At 37.6% G+C, this 22,403-nt stretch carries 24 protein-coding genes, 1 tRNA gene and 1 pseudogene; 14 read left to right on the top strand and 12 right to left on the bottom strand.

All coding sequences use genetic code 11. The features are described 5' to 3' along the window. Positions 1-39 precede the first annotated feature (39 nt). Positions 40-2,325, top strand: coding sequence for a T9SS-dependent choice-of-anchor J family protein (locus tag EZL74_RS02775; RefSeq protein WP_131475067.1), 2,286 nt, complete (start codon positions 40-42; stop codon positions 2,323-2,325). Between the two features lie 36 nt (positions 2,326-2,361). Here EZL74_RS02775 and EZL74_RS02780 read toward each other — a convergent pair whose 3' ends face one another. After that, a complete protein-coding gene (locus EZL74_RS02780) occupies positions 2,362-2,838 on the bottom strand; it encodes a TspO/MBR family protein (protein WP_131475068.1) in 477 nt (158 codons plus the stop codon). Between the two features lie 79 nt (positions 2,839-2,917). On the opposite strand from EZL74_RS02780, the gene mvaD reads away from it, so the two are divergent. From mvaD to EZL74_RS02815, 7 genes and pseudogenes are all read left to right on the top strand, one after another. Beyond that, positions 2,918-4,009, top strand: coding sequence for a diphosphomevalonate decarboxylase (gene mvaD / locus EZL74_RS02785; protein ID WP_131475069.1), 1,092 nt, complete (start codon positions 2,918-2,920; stop codon positions 4,007-4,009). Positions 4,010-4,051: 42 nt separating this feature from the next. Then, positions 4,052-4,399: pseudogene (locus tag EZL74_RS02790) on the top strand (four helix bundle protein). Between the two features lie 35 nt (positions 4,400-4,434). Next, positions 4,435-5,373 carry a mevalonate kinase family protein gene (locus EZL74_RS02795; RefSeq protein ID WP_131475070.1) on the top strand — a complete coding sequence of 313 codons (939 nt, stop codon included), beginning with the start codon at positions 4,435-4,437 and terminating at the stop codon, positions 5,371-5,373. A 19-nt stretch (positions 5,374-5,392) separates the two neighbouring features. Next, positions 5,393-6,313 carry a geranylgeranylglycerol-phosphate geranylgeranyltransferase gene (locus EZL74_RS02800; RefSeq protein WP_131475071.1) on the top strand — a complete coding sequence of 307 codons (921 nt, stop codon included), beginning with the start codon at positions 5,393-5,395 and terminating at the stop codon, positions 6,311-6,313. Between the two features lie 132 nt (positions 6,314-6,445). Continuing rightward, positions 6,446-7,357, top strand: a complete 912-nt coding sequence (locus tag EZL74_RS02805) for a pseudouridine synthase (protein ID WP_131475072.1) — start codon at positions 6,446-6,448, stop codon at positions 7,355-7,357. 65 nt (positions 7,358-7,422) lie between these two features. After that, positions 7,423-7,785: a nuclear transport factor 2 family protein gene (locus tag EZL74_RS02810; RefSeq protein ID WP_131475073.1), complete on the top strand. Its 363-nt coding sequence runs from the start codon at positions 7,423-7,425 to the stop codon at positions 7,783-7,785. A 66-nt stretch (positions 7,786-7,851) separates the two neighbouring features. Further along, complete coding sequence (locus tag EZL74_RS02815; protein ID WP_131475074.1) at positions 7,852-9,618, top strand: DUF885 domain-containing protein; 1,767 nt, start codon at positions 7,852-7,854, stop codon at positions 9,616-9,618. A gap of 36 nt (positions 9,619-9,654) precedes the next feature. Here the strand turns inward: EZL74_RS02815 and EZL74_RS02820 are convergent, their stop codons facing one another. After that, positions 9,655-10,419: a hypothetical protein gene (locus EZL74_RS02820; protein ID WP_131475075.1), complete on the bottom strand. Its 765-nt coding sequence runs from the start codon at positions 10,417-10,419 to the stop codon at positions 9,655-9,657. Between the two features lie 148 nt (positions 10,420-10,567). Next, positions 10,568-10,649 (bottom strand) — tRNA-Leu (locus EZL74_RS02825). A gap of 135 nt (positions 10,650-10,784) precedes the next feature. Here EZL74_RS02825 and EZL74_RS02830 point away from each other — a divergent pair. Beyond that, the gene (locus EZL74_RS02830) at positions 10,785-12,176 is read left to right on the top strand and encodes a dipeptidase (RefSeq protein ID WP_131475076.1); all 1,392 of its coding nucleotides are present in this window, start codon (positions 10,785-10,787) and stop codon (positions 12,174-12,176) included. Positions 12,177-12,217: 41 nt separating this feature from the next. Beyond that, complete coding sequence (locus EZL74_RS02835) at positions 12,218-12,640, top strand: hypothetical protein (protein WP_131475077.1); 423 nt, start codon at positions 12,218-12,220, stop codon at positions 12,638-12,640. 27 nt (positions 12,641-12,667) lie between these two features. Here the strand turns inward: EZL74_RS02835 and EZL74_RS02840 are convergent, their stop codons facing one another. Then, entirely contained in the window at positions 12,668-13,486 is an 819-nt protein-coding gene (locus EZL74_RS02840) for a hypothetical protein (protein WP_131475078.1), read from the bottom strand. A 272-nt stretch (positions 13,487-13,758) separates the two neighbouring features. Here EZL74_RS02840 and EZL74_RS02845 point away from each other — a divergent pair, with 272 nt between their 5' ends. Then, positions 13,759-14,859: a DUF4407 domain-containing protein gene (locus tag EZL74_RS02845; RefSeq protein WP_131475079.1), complete on the top strand. Its 1,101-nt coding sequence runs from the start codon at positions 13,759-13,761 to the stop codon at positions 14,857-14,859. A gap of 11 nt (positions 14,860-14,870) precedes the next feature. Here the strand turns inward: EZL74_RS02845 and EZL74_RS02850 are convergent, their stop codons facing one another. Genes EZL74_RS02850 through hemW form a run of 5 tightly spaced genes read right to left on the bottom strand, consistent with a single transcriptional unit; the run spans position 14,871 to position 17,894 of the window. Next, positions 14,871-15,242 carry an MmcQ/YjbR family DNA-binding protein gene (locus tag EZL74_RS02850; protein ID WP_131475080.1) on the bottom strand — a complete coding sequence of 124 codons (372 nt, stop codon included), beginning with the start codon at positions 15,240-15,242 and terminating at the stop codon, positions 14,871-14,873. Between the two features lies 1 nt (position 15,243). After that, positions 15,244-15,600, bottom strand: a complete 357-nt coding sequence (locus tag EZL74_RS02855) for a DUF4260 domain-containing protein (protein WP_131475081.1) — start codon at positions 15,598-15,600, stop codon at positions 15,244-15,246. Then, on the bottom strand, positions 15,597-15,998 hold the full coding sequence (locus EZL74_RS02860; RefSeq protein ID WP_131475082.1) for a GNAT family N-acetyltransferase: 402 nt from the start codon (positions 15,996-15,998) through the stop codon (positions 15,597-15,599). Before EZL74_RS02860 ends, EZL74_RS02855 begins: the two co-directional genes overlap by 4 nt. Further along, on the bottom strand, positions 15,995-16,750 hold the full coding sequence (locus EZL74_RS02865; protein ID WP_131475083.1) for a cyclase family protein: 756 nt from the start codon (positions 16,748-16,750) through the stop codon (positions 15,995-15,997). Before EZL74_RS02865 ends, EZL74_RS02860 begins: the two co-directional genes overlap by 4 nt. 10 nt (positions 16,751-16,760) lie before the next feature. Further along, complete coding sequence (gene hemW / locus EZL74_RS02870; RefSeq protein WP_131475084.1) at positions 16,761-17,894, bottom strand: radical SAM family heme chaperone HemW; 1,134 nt, start codon at positions 17,892-17,894, stop codon at positions 16,761-16,763. A 205-nt stretch (positions 17,895-18,099) separates the two neighbouring features. Between hemW and EZL74_RS02875 the strand changes: the two genes are divergently transcribed. Next, the gene (locus tag EZL74_RS02875) at positions 18,100-18,633 is read left to right on the top strand and encodes a DUF6252 family protein (protein ID WP_131475085.1); all 534 of its coding nucleotides are present in this window, start codon (positions 18,100-18,102) and stop codon (positions 18,631-18,633) included. A gap of 39 nt (positions 18,634-18,672) precedes the next feature. Here EZL74_RS02875 and ruvC read toward each other — a convergent pair whose 3' ends face one another. Continuing rightward, complete coding sequence (ruvC, locus tag EZL74_RS02880) at positions 18,673-19,227, bottom strand: crossover junction endodeoxyribonuclease RuvC (RefSeq protein WP_131475232.1); 555 nt, start codon at positions 19,225-19,227, stop codon at positions 18,673-18,675. A gap of 87 nt (positions 19,228-19,314) precedes the next feature. Between ruvC and EZL74_RS02885 the strand changes: the two genes are divergently transcribed. Then, entirely contained in the window at positions 19,315-20,238 is a 924-nt protein-coding gene (locus tag EZL74_RS02885; RefSeq protein ID WP_131475086.1) for a lysylphosphatidylglycerol synthase domain-containing protein, read from the top strand. After that, positions 20,229-21,362 carry a glycosyltransferase family 2 protein gene (locus EZL74_RS02890; RefSeq protein WP_317125794.1) on the top strand — a complete coding sequence of 378 codons (1,134 nt, stop codon included), beginning with the start codon at positions 20,229-20,231 and terminating at the stop codon, positions 21,360-21,362. The genes EZL74_RS02885 and EZL74_RS02890 overlap by 10 nt, the downstream gene beginning before the upstream one ends. 26 nt (positions 21,363-21,388) lie before the next feature. Here the strand turns inward: EZL74_RS02890 and EZL74_RS02895 are convergent, their stop codons facing one another. Continuing rightward, positions 21,389-21,778: a hypothetical protein gene (locus EZL74_RS02895; RefSeq protein WP_131475087.1), complete on the bottom strand. Its 390-nt coding sequence runs from the start codon at positions 21,776-21,778 to the stop codon at positions 21,389-21,391. 148 nt (positions 21,779-21,926) lie between these two features. After that, positions 21,927-22,403 carry a hypothetical protein gene (locus EZL74_RS02900; RefSeq protein ID WP_131475088.1) on the bottom strand — a complete coding sequence of 159 codons (477 nt, stop codon included), beginning with the start codon at positions 22,401-22,403 and terminating at the stop codon, positions 21,927-21,929.

Consider the following 22,403-nt stretch of genomic DNA (forward strand, 5'->3'; position numbering starts at 1 on the left):
TAGAAATCAGGTAAATTTGGTTTTCTTAAAAACAAAACCATGAAGCAACTGCTACTTTCACTATGTCTTGGATTGTATTCCATCGCAGGTTTTTCACAATTCTTTGAAGGCTTTGAAAACACCTACGGCCCTGACCTATATCCTACCTCCGTCTGGACACTATCCAGTGGCAACTGGGCCTTTTTCTCCAATGAATTTGGAATAATGGAACAATGGAAAACAAACAATACTATCCCATATCAAGGTGCCAATGCCGCTTATGTTTCAAATGAAAATATCGGTTTGAATAACACTGGAGAAGATTATCTTATTACTCCACTTGTAGACATACCGATGAACGGTCAATTAAAATTTTGGAGCAGAACTTTTTTCAGCGGTAATCAGGGAACTTTATATCAAATAAGAGTCGCGCCGATGACAGCTAGTCAAACTGATATAGGTTCATACACTGTTTTGGCACAATTTACAGAGAATGAATTAAGCACCACATTCGATGTTTATGAGGAAAAAACTATAAATCTGTCTGCCTTTTCCGGACAAGGTATATATATAGCTTTTGTTCGTGTTTTTACACAGCCAACCGCAACTTTGGGTGGTGATTGTTGGTTACTGGATAATGTTTCTGTGGAAGCTTCATTGACTTCAAATTGTCCAAAGCCTACACAATTAGTGTCAAGTTCAATCACACCAACCTCAGCAGTATTAAATTGGAATGAAACAGGAAATGCTACTGCTTGGGAAGTTTTTGTAAGTCCGCCAAACACTCCGGCTCCTTTACCTAACACTAACGGATACATAGTTTCATCAACAATCCCCTTTGTTGTGACAGGTTTGACTCCTAATACTTGTTACACCTACTATGTACGTTCAATATGTTCTTTTGCTCAAAAAAGCGACTGGTCAGGACCGAGTAACTTTTGTACTTACGATTGCACCAATAACGGAACTTGCTATGATAATCTAAATCTAGTCGCTTTCGTTGACAGCAATAATAATGGCATTAAAGATTTGAATGAAAATGACTTCAACTATGGCCTCTTTACATATGAAATTAATAATTCAGGAACACCAACTTACGGTTATCCTAATAATGGGGCTTATTTTGTTTTTGATGACAACCCAACTAATAGCTATTCCATTCATTTTGATGTGGCATCAGCTTACACTCCCTATTTTAGTTCCTCTACGAATTACACCAATATTATAATCCCCGGTGGCGGTTCTCAAATCTTATATTTCCCGATAACACAACTTCAGTCTTATGAAGATTTAGAAGTAACAATACTGCCAAGTAACAGTCCACGACCGGGATTCACATATATCAATTACATACGCATAAAAAACAACGGACCACAAAATATAAGTACAGCTACTTTAACATTCACGAAAGCCTCAGCCGTTTCAATTATCAATGTTTCTCAAAGTGGCGTTACTATGACTCCAATAGGCTTCACCTATACATTTAACAACTTAGCTCCCAACCAAACCCTCAATATTTTGGTAAATATGCAGGTACCCACCATACCTTCGGTAAACTTAGGAGATATACTTACCAATACAGCAACCGTTTCCTCATTAAACACCGATGCCTTTCCCTTAAATAACAATTACAGTTTATCCCAAATTTTAGTGGGTTCTTACGATCCTAATGACAAAAGCGAATCCCACGGCGGTAAAATAGGACTCGATACTTTTACCGATAATGATTACTTGTATTACACGATTCAATTTGAAAATACGGGTACTGCCAATGCTGAATTTATAAGAATTGAAGATACGCTCGATGCCAGTTTAGATGAAAGTACTTTTGAAATGATTCGTTCCAGCCATGCGGTTAACACAACCCTTGCCGGAAATCAACTGACTTGGCATTTTTACAACATCAACTTACCTCCTACCATAAGCCAACCGGATCAAAGCCACGGTTATGTGTTCTTCAAAATAAAACCCAAAACCGGTTATGTAGCAGGAGACATCATTCCGAATTCGGCTGCGATTTATTTTGACTATAATCCGCCCATTGTGACGAATACTTTTAACACAGAGTTTTTCAGTAGTTTGGGAAATTCATCTTTTGCAGCATCGGAATCCTTCAATTTATACCCGAATCCGACCAAGCACTATGTAAAAATCAGTTTGAATGCGAATGACAAAATCGATGAACTCCGATTCTACGATGTTTCAGGTAAAATGGTCAAGAGCATGACAACAATTGACGCCTTATCGTCAGACATTGATGTTTCAACATTGGAAAAAGGAATTTACTTTGTTGAACTTAAAACAAAGAGCAAATCAAAACAAATCAAAAAACTCATCATTCAATAAGCACCAAATAAAAAGTCCCGATTACTCGGGACTTTTTCAGCGGTTTAAATACCAAATACTTCCTGTCAAAACTGTAGCATAACTTACCCACGCTAAATAAGGCAGCAAGAGATAACTAGCTACTTTGTCAATTCGTTTGAACTGACTGTAGGTTTCAAAAATCATCGTCCATAAAAGCAATATTTCGAAGAAAGCCAACATCGGATTCTGCAATCCAAAAAACAAGAATGACCATAAAGCATTCAATGCCAATTGCACCAAAAAGAAAATGAAAGCTCGTTTTACATTGGCTTCATCCCTATCAATCAGATTCCAAATTCTTCCTGCTGCATATCCCATCAGTACATACAAAACCGTCCAAACCGGCGCAAAAACCCAATTCGGCGGATTAAAAACGGGCTTATTAAGCAGAGCATACCAAGTAGGAATATTATCCCGGGTCACAATACTGGAAAAATAACCAACCGCCAAACAAGTCATGATTACAGTAGCTATACGGAGCGTTTTTTGCATTTCAAATTATTTTAGCCAAAGATACCACACAATTTTTTACTATTTTTAAAAAAAGTATCTTTGCCAAAATTTCAACCTTATGATGACGGAAAAGGATTTTGTTGTTCCAAATTTCACCAACACAATTGAAAACGGAACTTTTCAATGGAGTGCCCCCAGTAACATTGCCTTGGTAAAATATTGGGGAAAGAAAGACAACCAAATTCCGGCTAATCCTTCCGTTAGTTTTACGCTCAACAACTGTAAAACCATCACTAAATTGGGTTTTCAATCCCGTGAAAAAGATGGCGCTTTTTCTTTCGATTTGCTTTTTGAAGGACAACCCAAAGAAGCGTTCAAACCCAAGATTCAAAAATTTTTGGAGCGTATAGAAGCGTATTGCCCTTATTTGAAAAACTATCATTTTACGATTGACACCCACAACACCTTTCCGCACAGTTCCGGGATTGCATCTTCCGCTTCGGGAATGGCCGCTTTGGCAATGAATATTATGAGTTTGGAAAAAGCATTACAGCCAACCATGACAGAGAATTACTTTTATCAAAAAGCTTCTTTCTTGGCGCGATTAGGTTCCGGAAGTGCTTGCCGAAGTGTAAAAGGCAGCGTAGTAGTTTGGGGAAATCATGCCGAAATTGATGGCAGTTCCGATTTATTTGGCGTAGCATTTCCATCAAAAATCCATGACAATTTCAAAAATTATCAGGATACCATTCTTTTGGTTGATAAAGGCGAAAAACAAGTTTCCAGCACCGTTGGTCATGATTTGATGCACAACCATCCTTTTGCCAAACAGCGATTTGAGCAGGCTCATACTAATTTGTCAGCGATGAAAAGTGTTTTGGAAACTGGTAATTTGGAAAAATTTATAGAAATTACAGAAAGCGAAGCGCTGACACTGCACGCCATGATGATGACTTCGTTGCCTTATTTCATTTTGATGAAGCCCAATACTTTGGAAATCATTAACCGAATTTGGAAGTTCAGAAACGAGACTAAAATTCCGGTTTGTTTTACGCTCGATGCCGGAGCGAATGTGCATGTGCTGTATCCTGAAAATGTCAAAGAAAGTGTTTTGCAATTTATTACGGCTGAATTAGTTGGCTATTGTCAAAATGGTAACTATATTTGTGATGGAATTGGATTTGGAAGTCAATTGATAATTGATAATTGATAATTGATAATTGATAATTGATAATTGCAAAATTAAAGAGTGTTGAAGAAAAACGTTATAAATGACAAATCTTATGCGTTTGCCATAGAAATAGTTTCTCTTTATAAAGTTTTAACTGAAAGAAAGGAATTTGTTTTATCTAAACAATTGTTAGGTTCCGGCACATCAATAGGTGCGAATATCAGAGAATCATAACATGCTCAAAGCAAGACTGATTTTGTACACAAATTATCAATTGCTTTAAAAGAAGCCAATGAAACTGAATATTGGTTAGGTTTGTTACACGAAACGGAGTATCTAAGTCAGACCGAATTTGAAAATATAAAACCAAGAATAGTCGAATTATTAAAGTTGTTGACCAGTATAATTAATACTTCTAAAACAAAATAATTATCAATTATCCATTGTTAATTATCCATTAAAATATGAAAGGACCCTTATTTTACTCAAAAATTTTACTCTTCGGGGAGTATGGAATTATCAAAGATTCTAAAGGCTTATCCATTCCTTATAACTTTTACAACGGCGCTTTGAAAGTGGATGAAAATCCCTCTCAGGAAGCCATTGCTTCTAATGCAAGTTTGAAGCGATTTGCCACCTATCTGGAAGAATTACAAAAAGAACAACCCGACTTAGTGACCTTTAATATCGATACCCTGAAAACAGATGTTGAGCGAGGCATGTACTTTGACTCCAGCATTCCGCAAGGGTATGGTGTAGGCAGTAGCGGTGCATTGGTAGCAGCTATTTATGATAAATATGCCCATGCTAAAATCACGGTTTTGGAAAATCTGACGCGTGAAAAACTGTTGCAGTTGAAAGCTATTTTTGCTCAAATGGAATCATTTTTTCACGGTAAAAGTTCAGGTCTTGACCCGTTGAACAGCTATTTGAGTATACCAATTCTGATTAATTCTAAGGATAATATTGAAGCAACCGGCATTCCGTCGCAAAGCGCTACCGGTAAAGGAGCCGTGTTTTTGTTAGACTCTGGCATTGTGGGCGAAACGGCTCCAATGGTCAATATTTTCATGGAAAACCTAAAAGAAGAAGGATTCCGCAGAATGCTGAAAAACCAATTTGTAAAATACACCGATGCTTGTGTGGAAAATTTCTTGGGAGGCGATATGAAATCGCTTTTTGAAAACACCAAAAAACTGTCGAAGGTCGTATTGAACAACTTCAAACCTATGATTCCGGAAGCTTTTCACGGAGTTTGGCAAAAAGGGATTGACACTAACGATTACTATTTAAAACTTTGCGGTTCAGGGGGAGGAGGCTACATTTTGGGCTTCACTCAGGATTTAGAAAAAGCCAAACAATCGCTCAAAGACTACAAACTGGAGGTGGTTTACCAATTCTAATTCACAACCCAAAACACTAATGTTAAGCCGAAAAAACAAGCATCGCATACTGAAAATCATCAGTCTGTTTTCTGTGGTGCGCGGCTACAACATTCCGGTCATTGTATTGGCGCAGTACTTGTCTGCTATTTTCATTTTGGCTCCCGAAAACAAGAGGGCTCTGAGCGTTTTGCTCGATTTCAATCTGTTCATCATTGTTTTGGTTTCGGGGTTGACCATTGCTTCGGGTTACATCATCAATAATTTTTACGACAGCAAGAAAGATTTAATCAATAGGCCAAATAAGTCACAACTCGACCGGCTGGTGAGTCAGAAAACAAAACTAGAGGTTTATTTTACCGTAAATTTCATTGTGGCGCTTCTGGCCTGCTTTGTGTCTTTTCGTGCCGTGATGTTTTTTTCGGTTTACATCTTTCTGATTTGGTTTTATTCGCACAAGCTCAAAAAGATTGTGGTAGTTGGGAACCTGACAGCTTCTTTTTTGGCTGTGCTTCCTTTTTTTGCCATTTTACTTTATTACAAAACCTTATATCCGCAGATTTTAGCTCATGCAACTTTCTTGTTTTTGTTGATTCTGATTCGGGAAATGATCAAGGATTTGGAAAACATTAAAGGCGATATCGCCAATGATTACCAAACGATTCCTGTGTTATTTGGAGAAACTTTTTCCAAAAAAATCATCACTTTGCTGACACTTTCAACCGTGATTCCGGTTTATTTTTTAATCGAAGTTTATGATGTAGGATACATGGATATTTACTTTTATATCAGTCTGATTATTCTGATTTTCTTTCTACAAAAACTGTGGAAATCTAATACCAAACCCGATTATCTGAAACTGCATAACATTTTAAAATTTTTGGTGGTATCGGGAGTTTTCAGCATTATGCTTATCAATCCGGAAGTCCTCATTCACGGCAAACGGCTCCTGAAATTGTAACAAATGAGGAGCGAAAGCTCAGCGCCATTGCTACACCATTTTCCCGCTTTCCGCGTTACACGGTAACTGCTGCAATCGGGGCTAAAAACTATCCATAGAAAAGCGTATCTTTGCCCGGTAAATGACATTCCCATGAATAAGAAAGACGGCAATAATAAACGAAGTAGCTCCAGAACCAACAGTTCCAGACCTAGCGCGAACAAACCAAAGCCAGCACTGCCGAAACGCTCGCAAAAACCAAAAAAGGACAACCCCGCCGCCGCTGAAAACGCTGCAAAAAAAGGAGGAAGACCTGAAAAAACCGTGCGTCAAAACTCACCCAGAGCTTTAAAATCAGACGATATCCGTTTGAACAAGTACATCTCGAACTCGGGCGTATGCTCGCGTCGTGATGCAGATATTTACATCCAATCAGGGAATGTGAAAGTAAACGGAGAAGTGATTACCGAAATGGGGTACAAGGTAAAACCGGGCGATGTAGTCAATTTTGACGGAGCTGTTTTGACGCCGGAGCGCAAGGAATATGTTTTGCTTAACAAACCCAAAAATTTCACGACTTCAAACGAAGACGATGGCGATCACAGAAATGTATTGGAGTTGGTACGGGCAGCAACCAAAGCCAAACTGCAACCCATCGGCAGAATGGACAAAAATACTACCGGTCTATTGGTATTTACCAATGATACGGATATGATTCGAAAGTTCAGTTTGCCCAACCAGAAATCGACCAAAATTTATCAGGTTTCCCTCGATCGCAATTTGAAATTTGAAGATTTAGAGAAAATTGCGGGTGGTGTTACTCTTGACGGTCATAAACTATTTGTAGATGAAATCTCGTATATAGACGGAGAGCCTAAAACCGAAATTGGGTTGAAACTGAGAACTCCTAATGTAAAAGTTGTTCGTGCTATTTTTGAAAGTTTTAAATACGATGTCTTAAAAATTGACCGCGTTTCTTTTGCCGGATTGACCAAAAAGAATTTACCGCGAGGCAATTGGCGTTTCCTGACAGAACAGGAGATTATCAATTTGAAAAACGTTTAATTAAGTATATTTATCCTTGAGAATCCTCTGGTTTTGATAACGAGAGGATTTTTTATTTAACAATTATGTCAGCAGAAAAAAACTTATCAATTGCGCATCTTTGGTTTGAAGCCTTTAATGCGCACAACCTGGAAAAACTATTATCATTATACGATGAGGAAGCGGAACATTTCAGTCCGAAACTAAAACTACGTCATCCCGAAACCAAAGGCTTGGTTAGCGGAAAAGAAGCTTTGCGCTCTTGGTGGCAGGATGCCTTTGACCGTTTGCCTACTTTGCATTATATAGTAACTTCACTGACCTCAAATTCCGATCGGGTTTTTATGGAATACATCCGAACGGTGGCCAATGAAGACGATATGTTGGTGGCCGAGGTGTTGGAAATCAAAGACAGCAGAATCATTGCTTCGAGGGTATACCACGGATAATTTATCATATCATTAACAAATCTATTGACCAAAAACAGATAGTTTTATCGAACTAAACCATTCTTTATGAAAAACTTATATTCTTTTTCAGCGATGCTTTTTTTGTCATTGCTTTTTGTAAACTGTAAGTCTGAGCAGAAAACACAAGATTTCAAAGCGATAACCGCTGCTTATTTTAAAGAGAAAAACGAATTGAATCCGCTAGAAGCCACCTTAAACGGTCAGAGCGAATACAACGATCAATTGGTTTTTGAAATGACTGATTCGTACCGAAATAAGAAAAAAGCATTTTACCAAAAATATTTGGATGAGTTGCAGACTATTGACACATCAAAGCTTACCGCCGAAGAACAGAACAGCTATGACATCATGAAATGGGAAGCTGAAGTTGGGCTCGATTTACTGAAACAAAACGCCAATTTGGTGCCGATAGAACAGTTTGACGGAACGCATTTGACCATGGGACAATTTGCCAGCGCCGAAAGTGCACAACCCTTCAAAACCGTAAAAGATTATGAAAATTTCCTGAAAAGAATTGATTTGTATTCGATTTGGATTGACTCTGCCATGGTATACATGAAAAAGGGAATGCAACAAAAAGTGACTTTGCCCAAAGCGTTAGCCGAGAAAGTAATTCCTCAATTTGAATCGATTATCACTCCAAAAACGGAAGACAATTTGTTTTACTCGAGCTGTAAAAAATTCCCGGCTGATTTTACCGAACAACAAAAAAGCAATTTATCTCAACAATATAGTGCAGCAATCAATGAAAAATTAACCCCGCAGTTTCAAAAACTGATTGCTTTCATGAAAACAGAATACGTTCCGGCGTGCAGAACTACCAGTGGGATTGGCAGTATTAAAGGCGGAAACGAGCTTTATAAAGTTTATGTAAAACAATGGACCACGACTGATAAAACTCCTGAAGAAATTCACGAATTAGGACTCAAAGAAGTGGCGCGCATCAAAGCCGAAATGGAAAAAGTGAAGGAACAAGTTGGTTTCAAAGGAACCATTATCGAGTTCTTTGATTACGTGAGAAACAATCCGAAACTGAAACCGTTCAAAAAACCGGAAGAAGTGATTGCTAATTTTGAGCGAATACACAAAATCATCACCCCTAATGTGAACAAATTTTTTTCATTGCAGCCAAAGACTCCTTTTCAAATCAAAAGAACAGAAGCCTTCCGCGAAAAAACAGCCAGTGCCGAGTACATGCAAGGTTCTGCTGACGGCACAAGACCCGGAACTTTTTATGTGCCGATTCCTGATGTAGCCAATTACAACTACTACGGAGATGAGGATTTGTTTTTGCACGAAGCCATTCCGGGACATCATTTCCAAATTTCGCTGCAACAGGAAAACAAAGACTTACCCGATTTCAGAAAGTTCAATTGGTTTGGAGCTTATGGCGAAGGTTGGGCTTTGTACACCGAAAGTTTAGGAAAAGAACTGGGATTATACACCGATCCTTTTCAATACTTTGGAATGTTAGGTAATGAAATGCACCGTGCCATTCGTTTGGTGGTCGACACCGGTTTACATGCCAAAGGATGGACCCGCGAACAAGCCATTGCTTATTCTTTGGAAAACGAAGCCGAAAGCGAAGCCAGCATCATATCTGAAATTGAACGTTATATGGCCATTCCGGGACAAGCATTGTCATACAAAATAGGACAATTGAAAATATTGGAATTGAGACAAAAAGCACAAGACCAACTCAAAGACAAATTTGACATCAAGGTCTTCCATCAAAAAGTACTCGAATCAGGAGTGATGCCATTGGCATTATTAGAAAAGAAAATTGACCAGTGGATTGCAACCGGAAAATAATCAAAAAGCCTCTCTTAAACGGAGAGGCTTTTTAATTTAATTGGCTATACTGGTTTCCATGCTTTTGAAATCAATGGGTTTGCCATCCACATCAAAAAACTCGTAATTGTATTTTAATTTACCATCAATCTCTTCTATTTTAACCAGCATTTGATAAAAACCCTGACTCCATTCGATAATCAAATGGTATTCGTAGTCTCCTACTCCAAAACTTCCGGGCAAATTGCTGGTATAAATCAGTTTTTTTGATTTCAGGTTCAACGTATTGACTTCAATATTTTCATAAACACCCAGTTCGTCGCTGTCTACTTTTTTACCTGTATAATCTATATTGGCGGTTGCAGTTGTTTTTTTCTTCTTTTCCTTATTCCGATTGTAATCGTCTTTGATGGAGAAAATAACATCTTTTAATGAATTTTTTCCGGCATTAAGCAAATAAAATCTGATTTGGTGGTGGTACATCAGCTTGTGTACTTTCTTGGAACCGTCTTCGTTGGTGCTTCCTTCGCTTAAATCATTGTCAACAATTTCGATGATGGGCATGTTTTGTCCCATAGTGTGACTCATCGACTGTGATTTTAAACTTTTGATTTTTTGTTCGTTTTCGGAAACTATTTTTTCTTTCTCCAAAATTTCGGCGTGAAGTACTTCAATCTGTTTAATGGCTTCATCTAATTGCTTTTGTTTTTCGGCAGAAATAGTATTAGAGTTGTTTTTAGTTAGCAAATACACTGATAATGCCAATAAAACAAATCCAAAAATTGCCAACAAAGCAGTGATCATAAGCCGATTCCCTTTCATTTATACAATAAATTCAAATCATGAATTAATGCTGTAAAAGTAATGGCATTTCACAAAACGATAAAGCTCATTCAAAAGAAACTGTGAACATTTTATTAACTAAATTGTTGAAAATGAAAAAGCTCCAACTTTCGTCGGAGCTTTTCTGTGCGGGTAATAGGACTCGAACCTACACGCCTTGCGGCACCAGATCCTAAGTCTGGCACGTCTACCAATTTCGCCATACCCGCAAAATTGTGAGTGCAAATATAGCCATATTTTTCAAATACCAAATTCCAACCACTTTTATTTTCTAAAAAAATTGCGTTTTGAAATTTCTGATAGCGGAATTTGTATATTTGACATTATCATTTATTAAACCAAAAATGGACAACATAAAAAACTACGTTCAGCAAAACAAAGAGCGTTTTATCAACGAATTAATTGAACTTTTAAAAATTCCTTCCGTAAGTGCTGACAGTGCTTATGCCCAAGATGTCATTGACACGGCCAATGCCGTAAAAATTTCTTTGGAAAAAGCCGGTTGTGATTTAGTTGAAATATGCGAAACACCAGGTTATCCAATTGTGTACGGTGAAAAAATAATCGACAGGAATTTACCAACCGTTTTGGTTTACGGGCACTATGATGTGCAGCCCCCTGATCCTATGGAGTTATGGACCTCTCCTCCATTTGAACCGGTTATCAAAACCACTGATATTCATCCGGAAGGCGCCATTTTTGCTCGCGGTGCCTGTGACGACAAAGGTCAAATGTATATGCACGTGAAAGCCTTTGAATACATGATTCAAAACAATTGCCTTCCGTGTAACGTAAAATTCATGATTGAAGGTGAAGAAGAAGTGGGTTCTAAAAGTTTAGGTTGGTTTGTGGAAAGAAACCAAGAAAAATTGGCTAACGATGTGATTTTAATCTCTGATACCGGAATGATCTCTAATCAACAACCCAGTATCACTACCGGTTTACGTGGTTTGAGTTATGTAGAAGTAGAAGTTACCGGACCCAACCGCGATTTACACTCTGGCTTATACGGTGGTGCTGTAGCTAATCCGATTAATGTTTTAGCTAAAATGATTGCCTCGTTACACGACGAGAACAATCACATTACCATACCCGGGTTTTATGACAAAGTTGAAGAATTATCTGCTGCTGAGAGAGCCGAAATGGCCAAAGCCCCATTTAATTTGGACAACTATAAAAAAGCATTAAATATCGAAGATGTTTATGGTGAAACCGGTTATGTGACCAATGAAAGAAACTCAATCCGTCCAACTTTAGATGTAAACGGAATATGGGGCGGTTATACCGGTGAAGGTGCCAAAACCGTGATTGCCAGCAAAGCTTATGCTAAAATATCAATGCGTTTGGTTCCGAATCAAGATTGGGAAGAAATCACCGCATTGTTTACCAAACATTTTGAAAGTATAGCTCCCAAGGCGGTTAAAGTAAAAGTAACACCCCATCACGGAGGACAAGGTTATGTTACGCCAATTGACAGTATAGGGTATCAAGCCGCATCCAAAGCTTATACTGAAACTTTTGGAGTTCCGGCCATTCCGGTGCGTTCGGGAGGCAGTATTCCTATTGTAGCGTTGTTTGAAAAAGAACTGAAATCAAAAACCATCATGATGGGATTCGGTTTAGACAGTGATGCCATTCACTCGCCAAACGAGCATTTCGGAGTTTTCAATTATTTGAAAGGAATTGAAACTATACCGTTATTTTACAAGTATTTCGTGGAATTATCCAAATCGTAAATTATAATCAAATCCGTTTAATAACAAACGGATTTTTTATTATGGCTCTCAAACGACTCATTATTATTGCGTTTTATGTTTTGTTTTTGGCTTGTTGCAGCTGTAAAACCAACAAGACCGTTAATCATTACAAAGAAGGGAAATGGGTTTATAAAGACACGGTAAACAATGTTCTTTATAAATCTAAAGGCAAGTATAACAAAAGCCGTGAAATCAAAACATGGAAATACTACGAAAATCGAAGACTGGTAAAAACCGAAAAATACCGGGATACTATTTGCTACATCGAAACCTTTGACCATAACGGAAAAGTAACTTCAAAAGGACAGTCCATGATTTTAGAAGAAAAAGACGGTACGCATTGGTACCTAACCGGTGATTGGCTCTTTTTTGATGAAAACGACCAAGTTATCGGCATCAAAAAATACCTGAAAGGGGAATTGATTTCGGAAGAAGCAAAATGAAAAAGGCACCTAATTGGTGCCTCTTTATCATTTGGTTAATTCGTGAACTGATTTGTAAATATAATCGCCGTGCTTCCCTGTGAAATACTTGTTCATTTTATCATTAAATGCTTTTCTCTTGGCATCATCATTCCAAGTTGCTCTGAATAAATCTCTGTTTTTATTTAAAGCATTGTCCAAATCAGCAAGAGTATCTACCAAAAACACTTCGGTAAACTGGGTGTTGTCGGCTCCCCAAGCATGACTGTTAGGATAGTAGGCCTTGATGAAATCATTCTTATTGGTAACAGCGTCAAAATATTGTTTACTCAATTCGTTGAATTCTTTCTCTGTACCGTCTTTGGGGAAAGCAAAATGACTCACTCGCACATAATAAATCATGTCTTTATCAAAATTACCCTTCGGGATTTTGCCGCCCGGCATAGTTGCATAAATTTCATCCGAATGATGGTGGTCATAATATGCTCCTCTTTTTTCAAAATACGTTTTTCTGGTTTTTCCATTTGGCCAAGCGGCTTCGATTAATTCGTCTTCTTTAACCCGAGCTTTTTCAATGGCTCCCCAATTTTCATAGGTGGTTACCAGCAATATCTCTGTATTATCCTCTGTAAAGTTGTGCAGCAAAACTTCCTGTCCTAGAATGAAATCATTTTTCTTGACTACTTTGTCCAGGTATTCTTTTTCAACAGCTTTCCATTCATCCATCGAAAAATTCTGTAAATCCATATTCCAGTGGAGTTTAGTTACCGTTACCAGATAACTATTGTCGTCCTGAGCAAAACTTTTGGCACTCAGCAGCAGCGTTCCTAAAAAGGCTGCTAAAAAAAATGTTTTGATTGTTTTCATAATTTCAAAATTGGTTATAATTGGTTGTTCAATTCAAATTTGAAACTTGGGACAGAAAACGATTTGAGGAAGAGTTTATTTTGAGGAGTACTAATTTACAACTTTTAAACACACACATCTATTTGATAATAAATTATTTACGATTATTTCATGTATTTTAAAAAAACTTAAAACTTATACTACACTCAAACATTTAACACCGGCATTTACAATTCGTTAAAGAATTTTGGCGTTATATTTGCGTAATCATCATCAATCAAAAATCAATCATCATGCTGAAACACTTTTTCCTCTTGTGTTCTGGTGTCGACCGTGACATCGTGAACTCTTGTTCCAACGGCGAACAAAACAAATACGCAGGCATTGGAGCCACCGTATTTTTTACTGCAATTATGGCTTTTATTGCCGCCAGCTATGCGCTGTTTACTGTTTTTGATAACATCTATACCGCTGTTTTCTTTGGATTGATTTGGGGGTTTTTAATCTTTAATCTCGATCGGTTTATCGTTTCTACGATTAAAAAAAGAGAGCGGTTCATGGATGAGTTTATTCAAGCCTCACCCCGAATCATCTTAGCAATCATCATAGCCATAGTGATTTCAAAACCACTGGAAATCAAAATTTTTGAAAAAGAAATCAATGCTGTTTTACTAAAAGAAAAAAATGAATTGGCCATCGCTAATAAAACTCAGGTAAGCAATTATTTTAAAACTGATGTTGACAAAAACAAAGCTGAAATAGACAGTTTAAAATTGAATATCACCCGAAAAGAGAAGGAAGTAGCCGATTTGTACCAATCTTATATTACTGAAGCAGAAGGAAGTGCCGGAACCAAAAAAATGGGAAAGGGGCCTATCTATAAAGAAAAAAGAGCCGCACACGATGCAGCCGCAAAGCAACTGGACTCGTTAAAAACCACCAGCGCCAAAATCATCGCCGAAAAAGAAATCAAAGCCAAAACACTGCAGGCTGACTTGGACAAGAAAGTAACCGAAACCCAACCTATTATTGACAATTTTGATGGATTGATGGCCCGAATCAATGCATTAGGAAAGTTACCTTGGTTGCCATCATTTTTCATTATGCTTTTGTTTTTAGCTATAGAAACCTCCCCTATCATTGCCAAATTGTTATCGCCCAAAGGCGAATACGATTTCAAGCAGGAAGACAAAGAAATGGGCATCAAAAATGTGATTTCTCAAAACCGTTACCAAAGCGAATTGCAAAAACAAACCGATGCCGATATTTACGATAAAGTATATGCCGACATCAGGCAGGATAAAGAGCTCTACAACTACAAGAAAAAAGGAGCCATAGAATTATTAAAACTTCAAGCCGATGGTTTTGTAGAAAAACAAAAAAAATCCATGTAACAAAAAGGAAGCTACCCGGCTTCCTTTTCTATTTCATCTCGTAGTTTTTTAGTCAAACACTTATAGACCAAGTCATAGGAATGATTGATGAGTTCACACATCATTTTGTCAGAAACATCGCTATTAAAATCAACCGTGTTCCAATGAATTTTACTCATGTGATAGCCCGGCTTTACAGCTTCATATTCGGCTCTAAGGGTTTCTCCCCATTCCGGGTCGCATTTTAAATTGAGTGCCGGGGTTCCTTTTTCCCATTCTTTTAACGAAGTCAGGCAAAACATTTTTCCGCCTACTTTAAAAACCAAAGTATCCTCGTCAAACGGAAAATGTTCGGTAACTGCTTTTTTAGAAAGACAATATTCGTAAAATTGCTGAATATTCATTTTATTGCTTTTTCCCAATTTCACCCAAATGAGTGTATTTAAACCCTTTGTCGTATTTCAAACCATAACCCAACATTCGGTCCAAAGATGCATGAGCCAAAAGTATAATGCCGATTAATTGCAACCCATGATTTGCGGTAATAATACCTAACAAATAAACCAAAACCGCTATTCCTCTGTGGTGAAAAAGGTTATAACTCACTGCTCCTATTTTGTTTCCGAAAGCATATCCAATCATTGATATGTCAGGCGCCAAAATCAACACCAAAAACCACCACCAGTCAAAAGAAAGCTGACTGAACATAAATATCCCCAAAAGAAACAATCCTGCTTCCTCTAATTGAATTGTTATTTTCATTTTATTACTTTTTCCATCATTTTCTCCGGATGCGCCAAAGCTGTAAATCCGAATTTTTTATATAAAAAATATGCGTCTGAAGTGGCCAAACGCCAAATCTTTACTTGTTGTAATTGAGGTTCTTTCATCATGGCATCAATCAAAACAGAAGCATAGCCTTTACCTCTGTGCTTCTCATCAATAAAAACATCCATCAAATAAGCAAAAACCACGTAATCGGTAATGACACGCGCAAAACCAATTTGTCGGTCATCCAAATAAATTCCGAAGCAAACCGATGCGTCAATGGTCGTCTGAACTTCTTCAATCGTCCTTCCGGCTGCCCAATAAATATCTTTTAAAAAATGTTGGATGAAAGGAACATCCAGTTTACTTTTATCTGTAGAAACGATTATCATATTAGTGTGTACAAAATAGGCTTACTCGGACTGGCATCATTTTCAAACGGTACGATTTGCAAGTTTAAAATATAATCTCCGTCTTTGACTTCATCATTTACATAAATCATTTCGGTAATCGTACAATCTAACCGCGCATCAGGATTAAGTTTATCGGTATTTTTTACGTTCCAAAACGCTTTGTGTGCCAATAATTTTCCTTCGTCCTCTTCTCTGTCAACGCTTGGCAAATCAATCAGCAAATGCTTGATTCCGGTTTCGCGAATAAAAACAGCCGCAGCTTCTTCAAGGTAAGGCGGATTGGTATGTGAGTAGTTTTTATGTTTTTTTATTTCCTCATTTGGTCGTGTTCTGATGATAAGGGCTTCCGGAGTGTTGCCTTGTAATTCCTGTTCGATTTGCGCCTTTGTGATAATCAAATCGTTGTTGATTTTTATGGGTTCTACAGAAATCAATTTGGCCAAAAACAAAAACTGTTTCAAGCATTGGTTAATGCTGTAAAACTCACGGGTAATGTGCCCCAAACACTCCGTATGCGTGCCGTGACCGTGTGGGTTAAAAAAAATATTATTGAAATTAGTGGAACTGCCTTCGGATACTTTGCCTACCCAATCACCAAATTTTACCGGTTCAATAATAGGCTTTTCAATATACCAAGCAATCGGATTTTCATCAGTATCGGATAACGGAATCGAAATATCAATGGGTTTTGATAAATCGATTTCAAATTCAGAGTTGATAGTAGCTTTCAATAGAATTATTTTACTCCAAATTTAGCAAAAATAAGTCGGACGCAATTCCATCACTCAAAAACTTCCCGCTGCGAGTGGTTCGCAAAACATTATCTTCTATATACAACAAATGATCTTCGATGTATTTTGCCGCCTGCCGGTTTAAATACTTCAAATATTTTTCCCCGAATTCGGTTTCAATTCTGTTCAAAGAAACACCCCAAATGGTACGCAAACCGGTCATAATGTATTCGTTGTAGCGATCGGTTTTACTGAGCGTTTCCGTCTCCATCGGCAAGTTATTTTCGGCTATAGCCTTCAGATAAAGAGCATTATTTGACACATTCCATCCTCTGCGTTTGCCGTCATAGCTATGAGCCGAAGGTCCTATTCCCATGTATTTTTTGCCTAACCAATAGCTCGAATTATTTTTAGAGAAATAGTGCTCTTTGCCAAAGTTGGACAACTCGTAGTGAATGAATCCGTTTTCTTCCAATTTATCTACGAGTAGGTGAAAATGTTGCTGAGCCAACTCATCGTCAAGTTTCGGGATGATTCCTTTTTGTATGAATGAATGCAAAGCCGTTTTAGGCTCAACTGTTAGTGCGTAACTGGAAATATGCGGAATGTTATAAGATAAAGCCGTTTCAATGTTCTGCAGCCATTTTTCTTGGCTCATATTCGGCATGCCGTAAATTAAATCAATGGTAATATTATCGAAATATCGGGTGGCTATTTCTAAACACTTTTGGGCTTCTTCAACATTGTGCGCGCGGTTCATCAGTTTCAAATCATCTTCAAAAAACGACTGGATTCCGATACTCAATCTGTTGATTCGGATTTGGGACAATTCTATTATTCGTTGTTCGGTTAAATCGTCGGGATTGGCCTCTACTGTAATTTCGGGGTTTGCTATGACCGTGTAATTTTTGAAAACTTCCGCAATTAAGAATTTTAAATCATCTATTGCCAAAATAGAGGGCGTACCACCGCCAAAGTAGATTGTCTCGATTACTTCATCTTTGAACTCTTCATTACGCAATTGAATTTCAGTTGCCAATGCACTGAACATTTCATCTTTTTTCTTCAATGAAGTCGAAAAATGAAAGTCGCAATAATGACAAGCTTGTTTGCAGAAAGGGATATGAATATAAATGCCAGACATAAGTCTGACAAATATATCAAATCTCTAAGTAAGTCCGATTAATGGTATGTTATAGAACAGCAAAAAGAGAAAAGACATAAAAAGTCTTTAAAACAAATTAAAGGATACTAATTAAATATCCTTTCTTTTTTTATTAAAAAAAAGTGTATACTTTAATTAATTATTAATTAAAATTATATTTTAGCAAAAACTATAAACTCTAATCATGAAAAAAATCGCTTTTTTACTGCTAACGGTATCGTTGGCATTAACATCATGCTCCTCGTCATCTGATGGTGGAAGCTCAGAAGAAATTCCAACTTATGCCATGACAGCAAAAATCAACGGCACTACGTTTCAGGCCAATAATCCCTTTGGCGGTAACATGTTTTCAAACACTAACATCTGGAATTATTATCCTTTGGAAGATTACGTGATGCTACAAGGAAGGTCCGGTGGTGTTTGGGGCAATCCCGAAATCAATATCTGGTTAAAAAAATCAGATATAGCAGTAGGCACTTATATTCTTGGTCAGGAAACCTTTGACACACCGCCTTCTCATTTTATTGATTTAATCGATAATTCTAATGATATTTCCGAAAACACTAAAAACGGAACCATCATCATCACTGAAGTAAACACTACAACTAAAATTGTAAAAGGAACTTTCCAGTTTAACACAGTTGATGATCTTGAAAACCAAACCACTCCTGACTATTCCGTTACTGAAGGAACCTTCAGATACCAATATGCTGAATAAACAGCCATTAAAATAAAAAATAGCCGGAAGATTTTCCGGCTATTTTTTGACTCTATTTTCATTCTGTTTCACAAAAGCATCCCAACCTGAATAATTCTTTCCTGCTGTCACTTTCCCCGAATTAAAAAAATGACAAACCGCCGCCGCTAAACCATCAGTAGAATCCAGGTTTTTTGGCAGTTCTCTCAACCCCAGAAGCTGTTGTAACATTTTGGCCACTTGTTCTTTACTGGCATTTCCGTTGCCGGTTATGGCCATTTTAATCTTTTTGGGCTCGTACTCTGTAATAGGAATTTGCCGCGACAAACCCGCTGCCATAGCTACTCCTTGTGCTCTCCCCAGCTTCAGCATCGATTGTACATTCTTACCAAAGAAAGGAGCCTCAATGGCAATTTCATCAGGATGATGGGTTTCAATTAGTTCGATGGTGCGTTCAAAAATAACTTTCAGCTTGGTGTAATGATCGTCATATTTACTCAAAATCAACTCGTTCAGTTGCAGAAATTCCATTTTTTTGTTGACTACTTTTATCAGTCCGAACCCCATAATGGTAGTCCCCGGGTCTATTCCTAATATGATACGTTCGTTTGCCATTTCAGTTGTTGGTTGTTGGTTGCTGGTCGTTGGTTTAGTTATTTCAAATTCACAAATCTTCAAATCCAATTACCTACTTTTGCACCAATGATTTCAATTCCTCACAAAACTAAGCAATTCACCGTTTTTATCATCAAACTTTTGATTGTTGCGGCAGCTTTTTATTTTATTTACGACCAGCTCGCGCATAACAACCAATTAGACTGGAAGAAGTTCAATACCTTACTGAAGGAAAAACAATCCGTATGGGGAATTCTATTTTTGCTCTCCTTCAGCATAGCGAATCGGTATCTTGAAATTTTGAAATGGCAAAACTTAGTTTCTTTCCTCAAACCAATTACAGTAGGTGAATCCTCTAAGCAGGTTCTGGGGGCTCTGACAGCTGGGATTTTCACTCCAAACGGACTCGGAGAATATGCCGGAAAAGCACTTTATTTTGAAAAAACAAAAACCAAAAAAATCATTTTTCTAAATCTCATCTGCAACGGAATTCAAATGATTTTAACTATCCTCTTCGGAACCATAGGGTTATTTGTATTGGGTTATTGGCAATGGGCATCAGCAATACTTATCCTGGCTGTTTTCTTTTATTTGGTATCCATCGTCTCAAAGAACATCAAAGTAAAAGGCTACTCTATTCAAAAACTTATTCATAAAATCAACGAAATCCCCAAGCTTATCCATCAAAAAAATATAATGTTAGCCTTCTTCCGCTATTTGGTTTTTTCGCATCAATACTATTTTTTATTTCTGGCTTTTGATGTAGATTTACCTTATCTAACCATGATGTCGACTATTGCAACAGTCTACTTTTTGGCTTCATCACTACCGAGCTTTCAGTTTTTGGACTTTGCGGTAAAAGGAAGCGTAGCTGTTTTTTTCTTCGGAAAATTGGGTGTCAACGAATGGATAGTGGTTTTCATCAGCACGCTAATGTGGTTCTTGAACGTTGTGCTGCCCGTGATAATCGGAAGTTATTATGTACTTAAATTCAAACCTAAATGGAACTAATGACCATTCTGCTGTACTCAATTTTGATGGTCTATACTATCCTGATGCTCCGACTTATCTATGGCTTTGGAAAAATAAAAACTTTTAAAAACACCAAAGAATCTCCCAAAACGGCTTTTACAATCATCGTTCCTTTTCGCAATGAAGAGAAAAATTTACCCCATTTATTACAATCGTTTTCTAAACTCAACTACCCTCACGAGCTGATTGAAATCATCATGGTGGATGACTTCTCAACAGATCAATCGGAAAAAATTTGCATTCAATGGCGCATGAATCATGATGATATTGACACCACTCTTTTAGAAAACCTTCGTTTGTCACATTCTCCAAAAAAAGATGCTATAGCCCGAGCTATGCCTATTGCCAAACACAATTGGATAATTACCACTGATGCTGACTGTACGGTGCCGAAAAACTGGTTATTTACCATTGACAATTACATTCAAACACACGAGCCGGAAATGATAGTGGGTGCCGTAAAATATAAAACCAAAAACAACTGGTTCCATCAGTTTCAACAATTGGATTTGATGAGCCTGCAAGGCGTTACGATGGGTAGTTTCGGAATTAGCAAACCATTTATGTGCAACGGTGCCAACTTTGCTTACACCAAAAAATTATTTAGGGAATTAGACGGTTTCAACGGGAACGATAAAATTGCCAGTGGCGATGATGTGTTTTTATTACAAAAGGCTGTTAAACGAAGCCCCGATTTAGTTCATTATTTGAAAAACCCCCAAAGCATTGTCAAAACCAAACCCGAAAACGATTTGTTCAAACTATTCATGCAACGCGTTCGTTGGGCGGCAAAAACTACTGGCTACCAAAGCAACTATGCTAAGTTTTTAGCTGTTATTGTTTTGTTGATGAACTTTGGTTTAGTCATTGGTTTCGGATTGGCAATTCGCGGATGTTTTGATTGGAAATCTTTGCTGATTGTCTTTTCAATCAAATATATGACAGATTATGTTTTACTCCTCGGAACCAATAAATACCTCCAAAAGGGACAATGGCTATTCCCCATGGCCAGCAGCATCATCTATCCTTTTTTCTCGAGCTGCATCGGGATTTATTCGTTATTCGGGAGTTTTAGCTGGAAGGGAAGGACTTTTAAAAAATAAGACCCTTTTGGGTCTTATCTCTATAATCAATTTGTGTTTTTTGCCAATCTCAGTCCTTGTGAAGCAAAAACCAAAGAATCCTGACTTAATTTAAATACTCGACCTGTAACTGCTCCTCCCGCAATTCCTCCGTTAAGATCTGGAGTCATTTTTATAATACTGTCCCCTATCCATTGCCAAGTACCCGTTCCCATACCTAAATTAAAATTGGTTTGATCTTGTTTGTACACCCCATCGGCTCCAAAGTAATATGCTTTGTAATGAACAATCGAGGTGTTGGCATTAGGATACCACCAGCCATAAATTTGTTCATGATTAATAGCTCCATTATTAGTTGACGAATCATCACTACTGCTACAACGGATAAACGGTATGGTTGTAAGTACTACAGCCACAATTAAAAGAGATTTTTTCATAAAGTTGGTTATAAGTTAGTATAACAAAGAAATGAAAAAACATTTATACAAGAAAATTTTTATAAATTTTATTTAACACAATTATAAATGTTTAGGAAAGCTAACCCTTCTCTCAACTATCAAAACTTTAAGTTCTAGTTATTGATATTTATTCCGACTTAATGATTACCGGCAAAACAAACTGCGTTTTTACAGGAATCCCTCTTTTAATCGCCGGATTTACTTTAGGAAAATCGACCAAACGGGCACGAAGAATACTGTCAATTTTAATGGTGTCGTAAGCTACTGAATCTTTAGGGAATTGGGGCTCAAAAGTCAGGCTGGCATTGGGCAAAACAGTCACTTTAACCTCTATTGTATCTAATTTGGGGAATAGGGTTGCCAAAGTATCTACAGCCAGTTTTTGCTCTATAGTTGCTTGCATGAAATCGAAGAAGCACTGTTTGCGTTGAGCCTCATCGGTAAGTTTTTCACAATCCGAAACCGAAGGATATTCATCTACTTCCTGCCAGTTGATTTCTTTCATGCTTTTCTCAAGCAATTCCTGTTCAGAGGGCACCTCCTTCCCAAGATATTGACAAGATTGCAGAAAAACAAGCAGAAGTATGGCCGAAAACCGTTTCAA

Origin of the sequence: Flavobacterium silvisoli (genome assembly GCF_004329815.1) — a bacterium.
Lineage (GTDB): Bacteria > Bacteroidota > Bacteroidia > Flavobacteriales > Flavobacteriaceae > Flavobacterium > Flavobacterium silvisoli.